Below are 16,359 nucleotides of genomic sequence, written 5' to 3'. Positions count from 1 at the left end.
TTTTCCGGTTCCGACGGCCCCGGTACGTCGCATGCCGCGCACCGGGTCGCTGGTCCCCGGGGTCGTCAGGTGGCCGCCTCGTCCAGGAGGGTGCCCGCGGTGGACTGGGGCACGTAGCGGGTCGGGGTGATGCCGAGCAGCTGTGCGGCGAGTTCCTCGTTGCCCGCGAAGCCGGCGTCGGCGTCCAGGGTCTGCTCTCCGTCCCAGAGCATGAGCAGGGCGGAGACGGTGTGGCTGGCCTTGTCGTGGTGCATGTCGTAGTGAGCGGCCATGGGCACGGTGTCGTAGTGCACCCACAGGTCGTGGCCGGTCATGAACATGTCGAGGTCGAAGGTGACGGTCAGGCCCATGAGTTCGGGCTTGTAGCGGTCGTCGATGCCCGCGAACGCCTCGTCGAGGGCGACCACGCGCGGGCAGGTGGGTGCGGCCGAGGAGTACAGGGCGTTGGCCGCGGCGAACAGCGGCAGGTGGATGGCGGCGGACTTCTCGCCACCGGACATCTGCTCGTGCTTGTTCTTGGTGAGGGTGACCTCGTCCTTGCCCGGTTCGGCCAGGCGCAGCTCGAAGCGGTACCAGTCGCGGTAGTCCAGGACCGCGGCCAGCACCTGCTTGTGGCTGGCGCGGGGGTGCCGGGCGTGGTACTCGCGGATCATCTCGCGCAGGACGGCGCGGAGTTCGCCCAGACCGCGGGGGCCGAGACCGGAACCGTCCTGGCGGACGAGCTCGGTGGCCCGACGCTGGTGGTCGCCGAGGCCGTCCGAGCGGGACCAGCGGATGCCCACCCGGGTGCCGGAGGACATGGGGCGGGCGCGGGTGTCGCGGTCCATGGCGCGCACCAGGAGTTTGGCGGCGCGGACCCGGTCGTGGATCTGCTGGGCGATCCCGCTGAGCAGTTCGTCCTCCAGGACCCCCTGTTCCTCCTCGCGCAGAAGCACGCCCTGTTCCTCCACGCGTTCGGCGACGGCGCGCGCGAACGCGGAGACGGGGTTGCGGCCGTTCTCGTCGTTGACGTGCACGGTGACCAGGCCGCTGGCACCGACCTCGTGGTCCACGCGGTAGCCCTCGGCGTCCCCGCCGAGCGCCTCCTGGAAGGTGCGCAGTGCCTGGGACATGCGGGTCCCGGCGGTCTTGAGCTCGGCGTCGCCGACGTCCTTGGTGCCGACGACCTCGGCGAAACCGTCCAGCAGGGCCGCGGCGGCCCCGGGCAGGATCTCGCGGACGGTGGCGGCCTGCCCGGTGAGTAGGCGCTCCGCGGCTTCCTCGGGCGCGGGCCACTGGTCGGCGACCGGCCAGGAGCCGGCGGTGTCCACCCCCATGACGGCGCGCACGGCGGGCTGGGTGAGCCCGGCGAAGGCCGCGGCGTGTTCGAAGAGCGTGCCCAGGGCCTGGGCCAGGGCCTGGCGGCCGCTGTCGCGCAGGGTTTCGGAGCGCACGGACAGGTCGTGCTCGCGGGAGGCCACGGCGGTGGCGTCGCGGTGCTGCTTCTGGACCTCGCGGAGCTGGTTCTGGGCCTGTTCCAGCTGGTCGAGGAGTTCGCGGGCCGGGGCGTCGATGGCCGCCTCCAGGGTGGCCAGCTCCTCGGTCTCGCGTGCGTGGTCGGTGCGGCTCTGGTCGAGGTCGGCGCGGTCGCTGTCGAGCGCTTCGGTCAGACGGGTAACGGTGTCCTGGCGCCCGGTGAGGTCGCGCTCGTACTCGGCGATGTCGGTGCGGGCGGCGTGCAGGTTCCGGGCGGTGTCCTGGAAGGCCTCGGCCGCGGCGGCGACCGCGTCGACGTCCTCCCGGCGGGTGGGCATGGCGCGTTCGGCGGCCGCGGTGCGGACCTGGCGGCGTTCGGCATCCACTTGGGCGACGGCGGCGTCGAGGTCGCGTCGGGCCTCGGCACGGGCGGCGCGGGCCGAGGCCAGCAGGGTGGAGTGGCGTTCGAGCGCGCGCAGGGCCTTGACGACCTCGGTGGCGTCGGGCAGGTCGGCGCGGGCGCGGTCGAAGTCCTTGAGGAGTTCGTGGGCCCGGGCGAGGCGGTCGCCGAGTTCGGTGCAGCGGGCGGAGAGCTCTTCGAGCCGGGCGTCGCGGGCGGCCAGGCGCTCGCGGCGGCGCTGGGCGCGATTGGTAGCGCCGATGAACTCGGCGGCGGCCTTGGGGTGGGCGCCGGTGAGGGGGCCGAGACGGAAGCGGGCCCGGGTGTCCACGCCGAGGAGCGCATCGCTCTCCCCGTCGTTGAAGGGGATCGAGGCCAGGACCCGGGCGATCGTGTCGGCGGGGACGTGCTCCTGGGTCTCGGGCACGAGGACGTCTGCGAGGGTCTGTCCATTGGCGCCGGTAGCGCCCTGTTCGGCGGGGAGCAGGTAGGCGTCGGCCTCGCCCTGTGCCAGGGCATCGCGGGTGAGGTCGGGGTCGGGGTGGATCCAGGCGGTGAGCAGGCCCGCCGCGTGCAGGGCGCCTTCGACGGCGGCGGCGTGGGCCTCGGTCAGGTCCTCGGCGAAGCGGACCAGCTGCCAGAGCGGGGCTCCGGGACGGCCTTCGCGCGGGGCGGGGCGCAGGGGGTCGGCGGGCGGGGCGTCGTCGCGTTCGGCCGCGATGTGGTCGCGTTCGCGGCGGACGGCGGCCAGTTCCTCGCCCAGCCGGCTCTGTTCGGACTCCAGGCCGTTGGCGCGGGTGGCCGCCTGTAGCTGCTGGTCGTGGAGCTGTTCGTTGAACACCTGCGCGAGGGTGGCGGTGCCGGGTTCGCCGTAGTGGTCGAGGGTGTCCCGCAGGGCGGTCAGGGACTCGGGGCCGACGATCTCCCAGCGCTCGGACCAGGCGTCCAGGTTCTGCGCGACGGTGGCGCGGAGCTCGGTGAGCTTCTCCTCGGCTTTGGCGCACTCGGTTTCGCGTTCGCCGAGGGTGTCCTCGGCCCGGGTGGCGGCGGCTTCGGCGCGGGCTCGGCCGTCCTCGGCGCGGTCTTGGGCGTTGAGGCGCTCGCGTACGGCGCGCACGTCGTCGAGTCGGGCGCTGGCACGGCCCCGAGCTGTCTCGGGCAGGTCGTCGCCGGTGTCCACCTCACCCTCGGCATCGTGAACGATGCCGGAGGCCTCGGCGGCCGCGCTGAGTTCGGTGCGCAGGTCCTCGGCGCGGGCGCGCTCGCGTTCGACGCGTTCGGCGACGCGGGCGGCCTCTCCGCTCAGCCGGGAGATCTCCTCCTCCTGGGCGCGCACACGCGCCTGCTGGGTGGCGATCTGGCGGGCCCGCGCCTCGTTGTTCTCCCTCCGGACCTGGAGGGCCTGCTGGTCGCGCAGGGTCTCGTGCTGGCGCAGGGTGGCGCACTGGGCATCCAGGCGCTCGGACTCCTTGGCCAGCTGGTCGGCGCGTTCGCGGGCCTCCTCGCGTGCCTCGGTGGCCCGGTCCAGTTCGGCGGCGGCCTCCGTGACCGTACGGGCGTGGGTGTCGGCCTGTTCGGTGGCGGCGGCGACCCGGGACAGCCGGTGGCGGGCGTTGGCGGTGAGGTAGTCGGCGTAGACGCCGGTGAAGGTCCGGGCGGCCTCGTGGGCGGCTTTGGCGCTGGCGAAGCGGCTCTGCACGGCGGCGAGGTTGGCGAAGTCGCGTGCGGCCTGGTCGACGAGGGCGTCGTCGAGGGGGCTGAGACCGCCGGTGAGGGTGTGTGAGACCTTCTCCGGGTCCAGGTCCTTGGCCAGCAGTGGGCGGCGCAGGGCGAGCAGGAGGTCCAGGAGCTGGACGTAGCGCTCCCCCAGCCCGAACAGGCGCGCGTCGACGGCCCGGCGGTAGTCGGCGGCGGTGGAGTGGTGGGCGTCCTCGCCCAGGGCCGCCTTGAGCTGGCGTTCGGTGAGCGGGCGCCCGTCGGTGGCCAGCAGCCCGAAGTCCACGCCCAGGCGCTGGTCGGTGACGAAGAAGGAGGGGCTGACCCCGTCGCGGTGGCGGTGCGCGCGCAGGCCGATGACCAGGGTGACGGTCTCGGTCGTGCCCGCGTCATCACTGTCGCGGGCGAATTCCATCCACACGTACCCGTAGGCGGACTCGTCGCCCCGGTAGAGGAGGTTGGACTTCATGGTGCGGTTCTGGCCGCTGAAGGGGTCCAGCCTGCGGGCGTCGGTGTAGCCGTCCAGGACGAAGGGGAACAGCACTTCGAGGGCCTTGGTCTTGCCCGAACCGTTGTGGCCGCGCAGGACGAGGCGGCCGTCGGCGAAGGCGAACTCCTCGTCGACGTAGTCCCAGACGTTGACGACACCGGCCCGGCTGGGCCGGAAGCGGTCGCTCCTGCGGGTCATGGCGCGGGTTCCTCGGTTCCTTCGGTCTCTGCTTGTTCTGCTTGTTCTGGGGGCTCTGGCTGGGTGGCGGGGGCCTCGGGTCCGGTCGTGTCGCCGGACGTCGGGTCCAGCGAGCCGAACGGGAGCAGCCCGGTGTCGGGGCGTTCGGGCAGCGCGCCCCGGATGTTGCGGTACCGCAGGGCGGCGGGCGTGACCAGGACCCCGCCCGGCAGCGGCCGGACCAGGGAGAGGTCGGTCAGCAGGGCCAGGGCGGCGTCGAGTAGCCCCTGCGGGTCCTGCTGCCAGCTGGCGGTGAAGGAGGACGCGCCGAACTCCTCGAACAGATCGGCGACCATCTCCTCCAGGCGTTCGCGCTCCACCAGCGGCACCGAGGCGGGCTCGGCGACCGTCGGGGCGTGCCCGGCCTCGGCCCAGGCCAGTTCGGTGACGACGCCCTCCTGCGGGACCCCGGCGTCGATCCGGGCGACCAGCTCGGGGTGCTCGTGGACGGGGCCCGGGGCGGGCAGGTGGGCCAGGGCGGCCCAGGACTCCTCGAAGTGGTTGGCGATCTGGGCCAGCAGCAGCCCGGCGGTGCGGGTGACGGCCCCTCCCCTGCCGGGGAAGGCGCGGTCGGTGAAGGTACCGGAGGAATCGGCCAGCAGGACCCCTTCGGCGCGGCGCTCGAGCTTCGTGCCGGTCAGGCGTGCCACCTCCTCGGCCGGGCCCTTGCCGCGCAGGGCGGCGGCGACCTCGGGTTCGACGTCCGCGTAGTACACCACCGGGTACTCCACCAGCAGGCGGCGGGCGCGCTGGGCGGCGCGTTCGCGGGGGGCGTCCGGACCCAGGGCGTCGCTGAGCAGGCCGGAGGCGCTGTTCAGGTGCTGGACCGGCCGGGTGGGCCGGAAGAGGACCTCGCAGATCTCGTGGTCGATGTCGAAGAGCGCGTCGCCCTGCTCGCCGCCGCGGGCCCAGGCCTCGACGGAGCCGTCGGACAGGTGCAGGGCGCCCCGGTCCAGCAGCCAGTGGGTGACGTCGACCAGCGCGGCCTTGTGGGTGGAGTCGGTGGGGTCGTAGCCCAGACCCTCGATCTCGTTGGCCGAGGGGGTGAGGCGTTTGACCAGGTCACCGAGGCTGATCTCGACCTGGGAGCGTTGGAAGGCGGCCAGCAGCAGGCACAGGTAGGCCAGGCGGCGGCGGTCGAAGGGCTTGCCCTTGCGGGCGAAGGTCTGGCGCTGGCTGGGGTCGAGCAGGTCGAGCTCACGGACGAGACGCACGTGGTCGGTGGTGGCGATGAGGGTGTACCCGAACAGGTCGCGCAGGTCCTCGGTCATCTGGTCGGCCCAGTGCAGGACCTGGTCGAGCACGCCGGGGCGCGGCCGGGCGGCGGTGATGACGTCGCAGGTGAGGACCTTGCGCACGGCCTGCTGGTAGGAGCCCAGGTCCACGTCCTCGACGCGGGGGCGGTTCCGCCGGGCCATCAGTCCCCCTTCCGGGTGGGCATGCTCTGGTCACCCCGGGTGCCGTCAGCGCCGCGGGTGCTGCGGGTTCCGCGGGCGCCGCGGGCGCGGGAGGCGAGTTCGAGTCGGAAACCGGGCAGGTGGAGGCTGCCCTGCGAGGTGCGCACGGTACTTCCCTGGTCGCTGGGGACCAGTTTGACCAGGGTGCCCGCGTCGTCGCCGGTGGCCGAGCTCATCCGCCCGGCGACCACCGACCTCGATTCCAGGGCCTTGGTGACCAGCCGCAGCAGCACCTTGGTGTCGCTGTCGTCGAGAACGCGGTGGTGCGCGCCCTCCTGGACCAGGCGGGCGGCGGAGGCGCGTTCGGCCTCGCGGCCCTCGGTCTGGCGGCGCCGCAGCTCGGAGCGGGCGCCGGTGTCCCGGCGCACCGGTTTGGGGACGCCGTGCGTGGGTGAGCGGTCGCTGCGGAACAGGGTCACCGACACCTCCACCCCGGCGGCGTCGTGCCAGGAGTCGGTGGGCGCGAACTCGTCGCCGTCCTCGTGGGCCACGCCCAGGTGGCGGGCGGAACGGGTGTTGAAGGCGGCGCCCATGAGGGCGTGCGCGGCGCCGTCGTCGGGGGTGTCGAACACCCAGGCGGCCAGGTGGCGCAGCTGGGTGGAACGGTTGACGCCACCGCGCTGGGCATCGGTGATCTGGCGCAGCAGGGCGACGACCCCGGAGACGGCGGAGCGGGTGGCCTGGCCGAGTTCGGCGGCGCGGGTGGGCGCCCCGCTCTCGGAGGCGAACCAGGCGCGCACCGCCCACCAGCGGCGCGACCAGTCCTCCAGGCGTTCGGTCCGGTCCATGAAGAGGCGTTCGTCCACGTCGGCGGCGCGGGAGAGCAGGGTGCTCAGGCCGGTGGCCTCGACCTCGTGCACGGCCCGGTCCAGCCGGGGCAGGTAGCGGTCCAGCTCGGCCATGAAGTCGGACATGTGGACCAGCAGGGCGTTCTTGTGACGCAGGAAGACTTCGGAGGAGGCTTCGGTGGAGCGCAGGATCTCGCCGAGGGTCACGTGGAACTGGGCGGAGCGGCGGCCCATGTCCTCCATGACCGCGTCCAGGCGGGACAGGCGGCGGTAGACGTCCTCGACCCGGCCGGTGCGGTTGGCCTCGGCCAGCGCCCCGAGGTCCTCCAGGACGTCGGAGAAGACCAGGCGGGACAGGTTGACGTCCTCGACCCGTGCGCCGAGCAGGTTTTCGACCGCGTGGTAGGCGCGGTAGCCGAGCTCGCTGAACTGGTAGACGGACTGGCGGTTGCGGTAGCTGGCGAGAGTGCCCGCGCGGGAGGCGTCGTCGAAGCGGTGCACCACGCCGTCGGCGGCGAGCTCGTCCAGCCGGTGGCGCAGGCCCTGGGCGGGGATTTCGGGCGCCTCGGCGTGGGCGGCGGTGAGTTCGCGCAGGGTCGCGGCGACCTCGTCCGCACCGACCTGGACCTGGTGGACCTCGCGCAGGCGGTCCACGGCGCGCAGGATCCACAGGTAGGTGACGTGGTCGTCGCGCCGGGTGAAGTTGAACAGCCGGAAACGGTCGCTGACCGCGAGCGCGTCCAGATCCAGAGCCCTGCGCTCGGCCACCACTGCACCCCCGTGTACTCGTGCCCGTACTCGTGTCCCCCGTCCGCGCACCCCCGGGCGCGAAACCACGACTGGGCCATTCTGGCAGTGCCCGGGGACAGTCCGGACCGGCGTCGGCGGGGTGCGGTGGTCGGCTTGGTCACCCCGGGCCGAACGTCCCGGGGAAATGTGCGCATCCCGTGGAATGATGTGCCCCGGTATGTCCCCATCCCCAGGGAGGAACGTGAGTGTGCGGCAGGGTCGGCGCGGGCGCGGCCGGCAACGCGGGCGCGGCGGGCGGCGGCGTTGGGTGCGAAGGTTGCGGGGTGCGCTGCCGCTGACGGCGCTGGTGCTCCTGCTCGGGCTGGGATGGCTGTTCGACAACGCCGAACGCCCGGGGGTGCTGTTGTCCGTCGGTCTGGCAGTGGTGGTCGCGGCGGCCGGGCTGGGTTGGTGGGCGTGGTCGCGGGTGCGGCTGGCCCGGGAGCGGTGGATCGTCTCGCGCACCGGGATCGCGGGGATCGACACGATGTCGGGGACGCAGTTCGAGCACCACGTGGCGCGCTTGCTGCGCACCCACGGATACACGAAGGTGGCGGTGGTCGGCGGGGCCTCCGACGGCGGGGTGGACCTGCGTGCGCAGACCCCAGACGGTAGGCCGCTGGCCGTGCAGTGCAAGCGCTGGCGCAAACCGGTACCACCCAACGAGGTGCGGGCCTTCCTCGGTGCGCTGGCCGGAGGGCACCGGGGCTATGTGGGGATGTTCGTCGCCTCGAACGGGTTCTCCCGGGAGGCCGTGCGCGAGGCCCGTGACGGGATGGTTCTGGTGGACCGGCACGGCCTGGGGCTGTGGATGGCCGGAGAACGCGCCCCGGAGCTGCCGCCGCGCTGAGGTCGTGGCCCGGTGACCGGTGCCGGATGCGCTGACGGGCAACGAAAGCGGGCCCCGCGGAGGGAGTGGTTTCCGCGGGGCCCGGGACGGCCGGTAGCGGTCGTGACGAGGGAGTGGGACCGTGGCCGTCTGGTTCGGGTCGGATCTCGTGGGATCTACTTGCCGGAGCCCGCGAACACCCCCTGGACGAAGTGGCGCTGGAAGGCGAAGAAGACCAGCAGCGGAACCAGCATGGACAGGAAGGCACCAGAGGCCAGGACGTCGATGTTGGTGCCGAACTGGCGCAGCTGCGAGCGCAGCGCCACCGTCAGCGGGGCGGAGTCGGGGCTGGTGAACACCAGGGCGACCAACATGTCGTTCCACACCCACAGGAACTGGAAGACCGCGAGCGAGGCCAGTGCGGGGCGGGCCACCGGCAGGACGACCCTGCGGAAGATCCGCCATTCGCTGGCGCCGTCCATCCGGGCCGCCTCCAGCAGGTCCCGCGGGATGTTCACGAAGAAGTTGCGCAGCAGGAACACCGCGAACGGCAGCCCGAAGGCGACGTGGAACAGGATCGCGCCGGTGATGGAGCCGAAGATCCCCAGGGCCCCGTACAGCTGGGAGATGGGGATCAGCGCCGCCTGGATGGGTAGGACCAGCAGGCCGACCACGGCCACCATGATCCAGTCACGGCCGGGGAAGTCCATCCACACCAGCGCGTAAGCGGCCAGTGCGCCGATGCCCACGACCAGCAGGGTGGCGGGTACCGAGATGTAGACGGTGTTGAGGAACGACTGGACGAGGACGTCGTTGTTGACCAGCGTCCGGTAGTTGTCCAGCGTGAGTTCGGTGGGCTTGAGCAGAACCGTCCACCAGCCGCTGTTGGTGTTGTCCGCCTCTGAGCGGAGCGACACCAGCAGCAGGCCGACGACCGGCACCATCCAGAACAGGGCGACTAGGGCCAGCGCCGCCTGGAGGGTGCCCGATCCCAGTCGGGAGACGAGCCGTGAGGCCAGCCCGCGGCGCGGGGCGCCGGAGACCGTCACCTCGACGACGGAGGGAGACTGCTGGGGCGTGGTGGTCACGAGCGCTCCCGTCGGAATCGGCGGATGTTGAAGTAGACGATCGGCAGGACGAGGACCAACAGGAGGACCACGAGGGCGCTGCCCAGACCCTGGTTTCCGCCCGCCCCGAAGGACACCTGCCACATCTGCAGGGCGATCACGCTGGCGTTGGCCTGGACCGATCCGGGTGCGATCACGAACACGAGGTCGAAGATCTTCAGGACGTTGATCATCAGGGTCACGAACACCACCAGCAGCAGCGGCCCCAGGAGGGGGATGGTGACCTTGCGGAACACCTGCCATTCGGTGGCGCCGTCGACCCGGGCCGCCTCCAGGGCGTCCCTGGGGATAGCGGCGAGCCCCGCGGCGATGAACGTGATGGCGAAACCGGTCATGATCCACACCCAGGAGGAGATGATCACCGGGGTGATCAGGGTGGGGCCCAACCAGGTCAGACCGCGGAAGGGTTCGGTGAAGTTGTCCGCGGCCAGGTGGACCTCGTACTCGCCCGGCTCCAGCCCGGTGAGGGTGAAGCGGCCGTCGTCGCCGGTGGTGGCGCTGGCCGCGACCTGACCGTCCCGGAGGGCGTCGACGGTCATGCGGGGCATGCCGTTCTCGCCGTCCTCGATGGTCCCGGCCTCGCCGCCCAGGGCCACGTCCAGCCAGACCACGCCCTCGATGGTGTCCCCGGAGGGCACTGTGTCTCCGGAGGGTTCAGGGGCGGCGGCCTGTACGGCCTGTTCGGGGACTTCGGTGGGGCGGATGCCGACCAGCGGCAGGGTGACGGTCTCCCCCGGTTCGTAGGTCCGCGTGGTGGTGAAGCCGCCCCGGGCGGGGTCGGTGTCGAGTTCCTCGTCGCCGCGCGGGCGCGCCCCGGGGTATTCGGAGGGCGAGGCGAAGGTGTCGTGGACGGTCACCACGGCGGCGTTGACCACGCCGCGGTCCGGGTTCTCGTCGTAGACCAGTCGGAAGATGATGCCGGAGGCGAACAGGGAGATCGCCATGGGCATGAACAGCAGGACACGGAAGGCGGTGGCCCAGCGCACGCGCTCGGTGAGCACCGCGAAGACCAGGCCCAACCCGGTGACCAGGGCGGGTGCGACCAGAACCCAGATGCCGGTGTTGCGGATGGCGGTGAGGGTGCGGTCGTCGGTGAACATCCGGGTGTAGTTGTCGATCCCGACGAACTGGGACCCGGAGGCGTCGAAGAAGCTGCGGACCACGGAGTACGCGGCCGGGTAGGCCAGGAAGACGCCGAGGAAGAGCAGGGCGGGTAGCAGGAACAGAGTGGCGGGGCCGAACAGCCGCCGCCAGCCGGGACGGGGCTCGGCGAGCGCGGCCGCAGAGCGGGACTCAGTCACGGGGCGCGGTTCGGCGGGTTCAGTGGACCCGGCCACGGGGCGGGACTCAGCCATGGGCGCGCTCGGCTTCGGCCTCGAGGCGCTCCATGGTGCCCGTGACGTCGGAGGGGTCGGCCAGGAAGTCCTGGAGGGTCTGCCACATGCCGTCGCCGACGGTGGCGCCGAATGCGGCGGGCTGGAGGTCGGACAGGTCGAAGCGCACGCTGTCACCCGCGAGGATGACCTGCTCGGCGACCTGGCCCAGGACCGGGTCGGCGTAGTCGTCGGCGGTCAGGTGCTTGTTCGGGGAGATGAACCCGCCGATGGCGGCCCACTCTCCCGCGGCCTCCTGGGTGGCGAGGAAGCGGAGCAGCTCCATGGTGGCCTCGCCCTCGCTCATCGCGACGGCGGCGTCCCCGGCCACGACGACGGAGTCACCGCCGCCCCCGATGGTCGGGAAGGGGAAGATCTGCGCGGTGTCGCCCACGGCCGCGTTGGTGCTGGCGGTGACGACCCCGCCGATGAAGTCGGCGCCCACCACCATGGCGGCGTCCGGGTCGTCGCTGTAGACGTTGACCACGGAGGTCGGGAAGTCGGTCTGGAGGCTGCCGCCGGAACCGCCCAGCATCAGCTGTTCCTCGCCCCACACGTCGGCGAGGGTCTCCAGGGCGACCTCGACGCTCGGGTCCGTCCACGGGATCTCGTGCGCGGCGAGCTGGTCGTACATCTGCGGACCGGCGGTCTGGAGGTAGACGTTCTCGAACCAGTCGGTGAGGACCCAACCGTCGGCCCCGGCCACGGACAGCGGACTGACGCCGACGTCGGCCAGGTTCTCGGACAGCTCGACGAACTCCTCCCAGCTCTCCGGCGGCACGGCCCCGGTCTCCGCGAAGAGCTCGTCGTTGTACCAGACCAGGGACTTGTTGGCGACCTTGAGGTAGACGCCGTAGGGGGTGTCGTCGACCGAGCCGATCTCAGCCCAGGCCCCGGCCATGTTCTCGTCCATGGCCTGGACGACCTCGTCGGAGAGCGGTACCAGGACGCCTTCGTCAGCGAAGTGCTGAATGAGTCCGGCCTGCGGGATGAGCGCGACGTCCGGCTCGTCCCCGCCCTGGATGCGGGTCTGCAGGACGGTCTGGAGGTCGTCCCCGGCGCCGCTGTAGGAGACGGTGGCGCCGGTCTGGTCCTCGAAGAGCGCGAGGACCTGCTCGAAGGCCTCCTGCTCGTCACCGGCCCAGGGGCCGACGATCTCCAGGGTCTGGCCGTCGAGGTCCGCGCCGGAGGCCGCGGTGGAGCCGTCGCCTCCACAGGCGGTGGCGGCCAGGGCCAGGCCGAGCGCGGCGGCGGTCGCGGCCAGGAACCGGGGACGGTGCGCGGTGAAGCGCGCGGTGGTGTGCGCGGTGGGGTGCGGGGTGGGGTGCGGGGTGGGGTGCGGGGTGGTGCTGCGTGCTGACATGGGGGATCGCTCCTCAGGAGTCGTGGATCGCGGTACCCGTGGCCGGGTCGAAGAACTGGAGCCGTTCGGTGTCGACGGCGATGGAGATGGTCTGGCCCTCGAACACGTGGGTGCGGGGGCTGAAGCGGCCGACGAGGACGACCCCGTCGTCGGTCGCCGGGAGGGTCTCGTCGGTCCCGGCGTCGCGGGCGAGTTCGCGGGTGTCCTCGGTGACCACGGGTGCGGCGTCCAGCGGGAAGTGCACGAGGACGTCGGATCCCATGGCCTCGACCAGGTCGGCCACCGAGGTGAGGGTGGCTCCTTCGGTGCCGCCGACGATCTCGGCGTCCTCCATGTCCTCGGGGCGGATGCCCACGACGACCTTGGATCCGGCGTAGCCGCGCAGGGCGGGGCGCCGGTGCAGGAAGCTCTCGGGCAAGTCGAGGTGCTGGTCGCCGATGCGGACGTGGAACCGGCCGGTCTCCCCGTCCTCGTGGAGTTCCACGCAGATGAGGTTCATGCCGGGCGAGCCGACGAACCCGGCGACGAACAGGTTGCACGGGTGGTCGTACAGCTCCTGGGGCGGGCCTACCTGCTGCAGGACGCCCCGCTTCATCACGGCCACCCGGTCGCCGAGGGTCATCGCCTCGGTCTGGTCGTGGGTGACGTAGACCGTGGTGACGCCGAGGTCGCGCTGGATGCGGGCGATCTGGGCGCGCATCTGCACCCGGAGTTTGGCGTCCAGGTTGGAGAGGGGTTCGTCCATCAGGAAGGCGCGGGGCTCGCGGACGATCGCCCGGCCCATGGCCACCCGCTGGCGCTGACCGCCGGAGAGGTTGCCGGGCTTGCGGGTGAGGTGCTCCTCGAGTTCGAGGACGCGCGCGACCTCGCGGACGCGCTTGTCGATCTCGGCCTTGGGGACCTTGCGCAGGCGCAGCCCGAACGCGATGTTCTCGAAGATGTTCAGGTGCGGATACAGGGCGTAGGACTGGAAGACCATCGCCACGTCCCGGTCCCGGGCGGGGACGTTGTTGACCACCTGGTCACCGATGCGGACGGTGCCCTCGCTGATCTGTTCCAGGCCCGCGACCATCCGCAGGGCGGTGGTCTTGCCGCAGCCGGAGGGGCCGACCAGGACGAGGAACTCGCCGTCCTGGATGTCGAGCGAGAGGTCGTTGACCGCGCGGGTTCCGTCCGGGTAGACCTTGCCCAGGCCGTCGATCACGATTTCTGCCACGACACCTCCGTGGAACGGGCACGGGTGGTGCCCGGTAGTAGCCGGTAGTGGATCCGCTGACGGATCGAGGAAGTCAGACCGGTGGGTCGGAGTCGTCTGCCACAAGTGGCGCGTCCCCTGTGACGCACGTCCTGTGATGCGCGCCACCACCGGTGATGTGTGACGACAGTAGTGTCACGCTCCCTAAGGAAGCCTTAACGAAGCGTCTCGTTCGACTTAAACCCTGCGGGTGGTGCCTGCGGGTGGTCACAGCTTCGTTGCGCCTGATCACCCGGGGTTCCCGGGCTCGTGCTCGCGTTCATCGTTGGTTAACGTGTGCGCATGGCAACGGTCTTGCTGGTCGAGGACGACCAGATGGTGCGGGGCGCTCTGATGCGGGCGCTGAGCGGTCTGGGGCACGTGGTGCTGCCCGTGGGCACCGCCCTGGACGCGCTGCGCGAGGCCGCCAAACACGAACCCGACCTGGTCATCCTGGACCTGGGCCTGCCCGACCTGGACGGCGCCGCGGCGCTGCGGATGCTGCGCGGGCACAGCGACGTCCCGGTGATCGTGGCGACGGCGCGCGGCGACGAGCAGTCGATCGTGCGCCTGCTCAACGACGGGGCCGACGACTACGTGGTCAAGCCCTTCTCCAGCACTCAGTTGGCGGCCCGGATGAACGCGCTGCTGCGCAGGTCCGGTCGGTCCTCCGCGAGTACCCCGGACCTCGGGGAGCTGACCGTGGGCGAGCTGTCCATCAGCCTGACCCGCCGGCAGGCGACACTGGCGGGGCGCCCGTTGGAGCTGTCCCGCCGTGAGTTCGACCTGTTGGCGTACCTGGCCGAGCACGCGGGTCGGGTGGTGAGCCGTAAAGAGCTGGTGGAGGCGGTCTGGCACCAGCACCCGTTCGTGGGCCACGACCAGACCATCGACGTGCACATGTCTTGGCTGCGCCGCAAGCTCGGCGAGAGCGCGAGCCACCCCCGGTACCTGTACACGGTGCGGGGCGTGGGGTTGAAGCTGGTGGAACCGGCTTGAGGCGGCTGCTGGCCCGCGCCGTCACCCTGGCCACGGTGCTGGTCGCGGTGGTGATGATCGGTGTGACGGGGCTGTGGGCCTGGTGGGAGGCGCGTGAACGCGCCGAGGCCGAGGTGCGTTCGCAGGCGCACATGGTGGCTTCGGTAGCGGAGGCGGGCCCCAACCCCGCGCTGTTGCGGCGCGTGGTGGCCTCGACCTCGGCGGGCGCGCGCGGCCACCTTTCGGTGCACCTGCCCGACGGGACGACCGTGGGGGCCAGCCGGGCCGAAAAGGATGACGTGGCGGCCGCGCGGGACGACGGCGCGGGGTTCGAGGGCGTGCGCGAGGTCGCGGACGGCACGGTGTACCTGCTGACGGTCGCCGCGCCCGAAGGCGATACTGCCGACGGGGGCGACGTTTCCGTGGTGGAGGTGTACCAGCCCCGGTGGGAGGCCACCACCGGGTTGGGCCGGGCCCTGGGCGGGCTGGTGGTAGTCGCGGTACTGGTAGTGCTGGGCGCGGTACTGATCACCGACCGGCTGAGCCGGCCCGCGCGACGTGCGCTGCGTGCTCTGGCGGACACGGCCGTGGCGATCGGCGAGGGCCGGTTGAACGCCCGGATACGCGTACACGGTCCGCGTGACCTGGTCATCCTCGGCGAGTCGATCAACGCCATCGGCGAGCGCGTCCAAGGGCTGCTCACCAAGGAACGGGAGATGGCCGCCGACGTCTCGCACCGGCTGCGCACCCCGCTGACAGCTCTGCGGCTGGACACCGAAACCGTGCCCGGCGCCGAGGGCGAACGGATCAGGGACGCGATCGCGGCGCTGGAGCAGGACGTGGACGCCATCATCCGCGACGTACGCCCGCAGGAACCGGCCCCGGGGCAGGGGGAGGCCGAGCGGGCCTGTGACCTGTCCGAGGCAGTGCTCGACCGGATGGGATTCTGGTCGATGCTCGCCGCCGACCAGGGGCGGGAGGCGACGCTGGACCTGCCCGAGGCCCCCTGCCTGGTGGCCCTAAACCGGGACGAATGCGTCGCTGTCCTGGACTCGCTGGTGGGCAACGTCTTCCGCTACACCCCGGCGGACGGGCCCTTCGCGGTCGCCGTGGTGGAGTACGCGGGCTGGGTGACGCTGATCGTGGAGGACGCGGGCCCGGGGTTTGCCGATCCCACGGCCGCACTACGACGCGGCACGAGCGGAGGCGGATCGACCGGGCTCGGGTTGGACATCGTCCGGCACGCGGTGGAGGCGACCGGCGGCACAGTTCACCTGGAACGCGGGAAACTGGGCGGTGCGAGGGTACGGGCAAGGTTCGCACAACTGGACGTCCCACACGAGGAGGAACAACCCCGCGCCTGGCGACTGCGCCGCTCAGGCTGAACCCTGGGAAGTGCTGTCGCTGCCGATCACTCCCCCGAACGGGCACTCGGCGCGGCGGTGAAGGAAGGAACACCCCCAGGCCTGCGGGGATCGGTGCCCGTGTCACGGCCGGTCATTCCCAGCGACGGAACAGCGGCAGCGAAGGAGGGAACACCCCCAGGCCTGCGCGCACCGGGCCGCGTGTCGCGTCTGGTCAAGGAGGGCAACGAAAGGCGGCAGCGAAGGAGGTAGCGCGCCGGGCCGCGTGTCGTGGCGGTGAGGCGGCCGAGCCCCCGGTGGCGGAGCCACCCAGGGCAGTGCGGGCGGGCACAACGGGGGTACGGGCTGCCTCCCCCGGGCGAGGCAGGCAGGGCCAGCCGTGCGTGTGGGGCCGGTTTTCAGCGTGGAAGCGCGGCACCCGAAACCCGCGCTCGGGGCTGTCCGCTGCTTCCGAAACCCCTGTATCCCCGGTGATCTTGCTACCAGGAGCGAGTTCGGCGCCGAAGTTGCTCCTGGTAGCAAGATCATCCCCGGAGAGAGGGCCAAAACAGGCACCCGACCATCGCCGCTGCCGCTGTTGCGCTGGGACGCTTGACCAGCCGCGACACGTGGGCCGGTGCGCGCAGGGGTGGGGAACGGGTGAGGGGCACCCCGGGTGTGAGCGGGGCGCCCCTCGGTGTTGGGTGAATGGGGTCAGGATGCTCCTAGAGCCGTCAGTGCTGGTCCAGGAGTTGGGCGCAGCGGATCAGACCCAGATGG

10 protein-coding genes are annotated in these 16,359 nt (G+C 71.8%); 3 read left to right on the top strand and 7 right to left on the bottom strand.

Annotated elements, in window-relative coordinates; translation table 11 throughout:
- Positions 1-65: 65 nt before the first annotated feature.
- From D457_RS0118960 to D457_RS0118950, 3 genes are read right to left on the bottom strand one after another with little or no spacing between them, the layout of a single operon-like run.
- Positions 66-4,259: a TIGR02680 family protein gene (locus tag D457_RS0118960; RefSeq protein ID WP_017582251.1), complete on the bottom strand. Its 4,194-nt coding sequence runs from the start codon at positions 4,257-4,259 to the stop codon at positions 66-68.
- Positions 4,256-5,716: a DUF2398 family protein gene (locus D457_RS32915; protein WP_017582250.1), complete on the bottom strand. Its 1,461-nt coding sequence runs from the start codon at positions 5,714-5,716 to the stop codon at positions 4,256-4,258. The genes D457_RS0118960 and D457_RS32915 overlap by 4 nt, the downstream gene beginning before the upstream one ends.
- Entirely contained in the window at positions 5,716-7,311 is a 1,596-nt protein-coding gene (locus tag D457_RS0118950) for a TIGR02677 family protein (RefSeq protein WP_239646153.1), read from the bottom strand. The genes D457_RS32915 and D457_RS0118950 overlap by 1 nt, the downstream gene beginning before the upstream one ends.
- Positions 7,312-7,609: 298 nt before the next feature.
- On the opposite strand from D457_RS0118950, the gene D457_RS0118945 reads away from it, so the two are divergent.
- A complete protein-coding gene (locus D457_RS0118945) occupies positions 7,610-8,182 on the top strand; it encodes a restriction endonuclease (RefSeq protein WP_017582248.1) in 573 nt (190 codons plus the stop codon).
- A 155-nt stretch (positions 8,183-8,337) separates the two neighbouring features.
- Here D457_RS0118945 and D457_RS0118940 read toward each other — a convergent pair whose 3' ends face one another.
- The 4 genes from D457_RS0118940 to D457_RS0118925 are packed head-to-tail and all read right to left on the bottom strand — an operon-like array spanning position 8,338 to position 13,240.
- Positions 8,338-9,249: a carbohydrate ABC transporter permease gene (locus D457_RS0118940; RefSeq protein WP_017582247.1), complete on the bottom strand. Its 912-nt coding sequence runs from the start codon at positions 9,247-9,249 to the stop codon at positions 8,338-8,340.
- The gene (locus D457_RS0118935; protein ID WP_017582246.1) at positions 9,246-10,643 is read right to left on the bottom strand and encodes an ABC transporter permease; all 1,398 of its coding nucleotides are present in this window, start codon (positions 10,641-10,643) and stop codon (positions 9,246-9,248) included. Before D457_RS0118935 ends, D457_RS0118940 begins: the two co-directional genes overlap by 4 nt.
- Positions 10,636-12,024: an ABC transporter substrate-binding protein gene (locus D457_RS0118930; protein ID WP_017582245.1), complete on the bottom strand. Its 1,389-nt coding sequence runs from the start codon at positions 12,022-12,024 to the stop codon at positions 10,636-10,638. The genes D457_RS0118935 and D457_RS0118930 overlap by 8 nt, the downstream gene beginning before the upstream one ends.
- A gap of 13 nt (positions 12,025-12,037) precedes the next feature.
- The gene (locus D457_RS0118925; protein WP_017582244.1) at positions 12,038-13,240 is read right to left on the bottom strand and encodes an ABC transporter ATP-binding protein; all 1,203 of its coding nucleotides are present in this window, start codon (positions 13,238-13,240) and stop codon (positions 12,038-12,040) included.
- A 321-nt stretch (positions 13,241-13,561) separates the two neighbouring features.
- On the opposite strand from D457_RS0118925, the gene D457_RS0118920 reads away from it, so the two are divergent.
- Both D457_RS0118920 and D457_RS0118915 read left to right on the top strand, forming a co-directional pair.
- Entirely contained in the window at positions 13,562-14,257 is a 696-nt protein-coding gene (locus tag D457_RS0118920; protein ID WP_017582243.1) for a response regulator transcription factor, read from the top strand.
- Positions 14,254-15,621, top strand: a complete 1,368-nt coding sequence (locus tag D457_RS0118915) for a sensor histidine kinase (RefSeq protein ID WP_017582242.1) — start codon at positions 14,254-14,256, stop codon at positions 15,619-15,621. The genes D457_RS0118920 and D457_RS0118915 overlap by 4 nt, the downstream gene beginning before the upstream one ends.
- Positions 15,622-16,359 lie beyond the last annotated feature (738 nt).

The organism is Nocardiopsis valliformis DSM 45023 (genome assembly GCF_000340985.1).
GTDB lineage: Bacteria > Actinomycetota > Actinomycetes > Streptosporangiales > Streptosporangiaceae > Nocardiopsis > Nocardiopsis exhalans.
The sequence above is the reverse complement of the archived record's forward strand: the minus strand, read 5'-3'. Positions and strand labels throughout refer to the sequence as shown.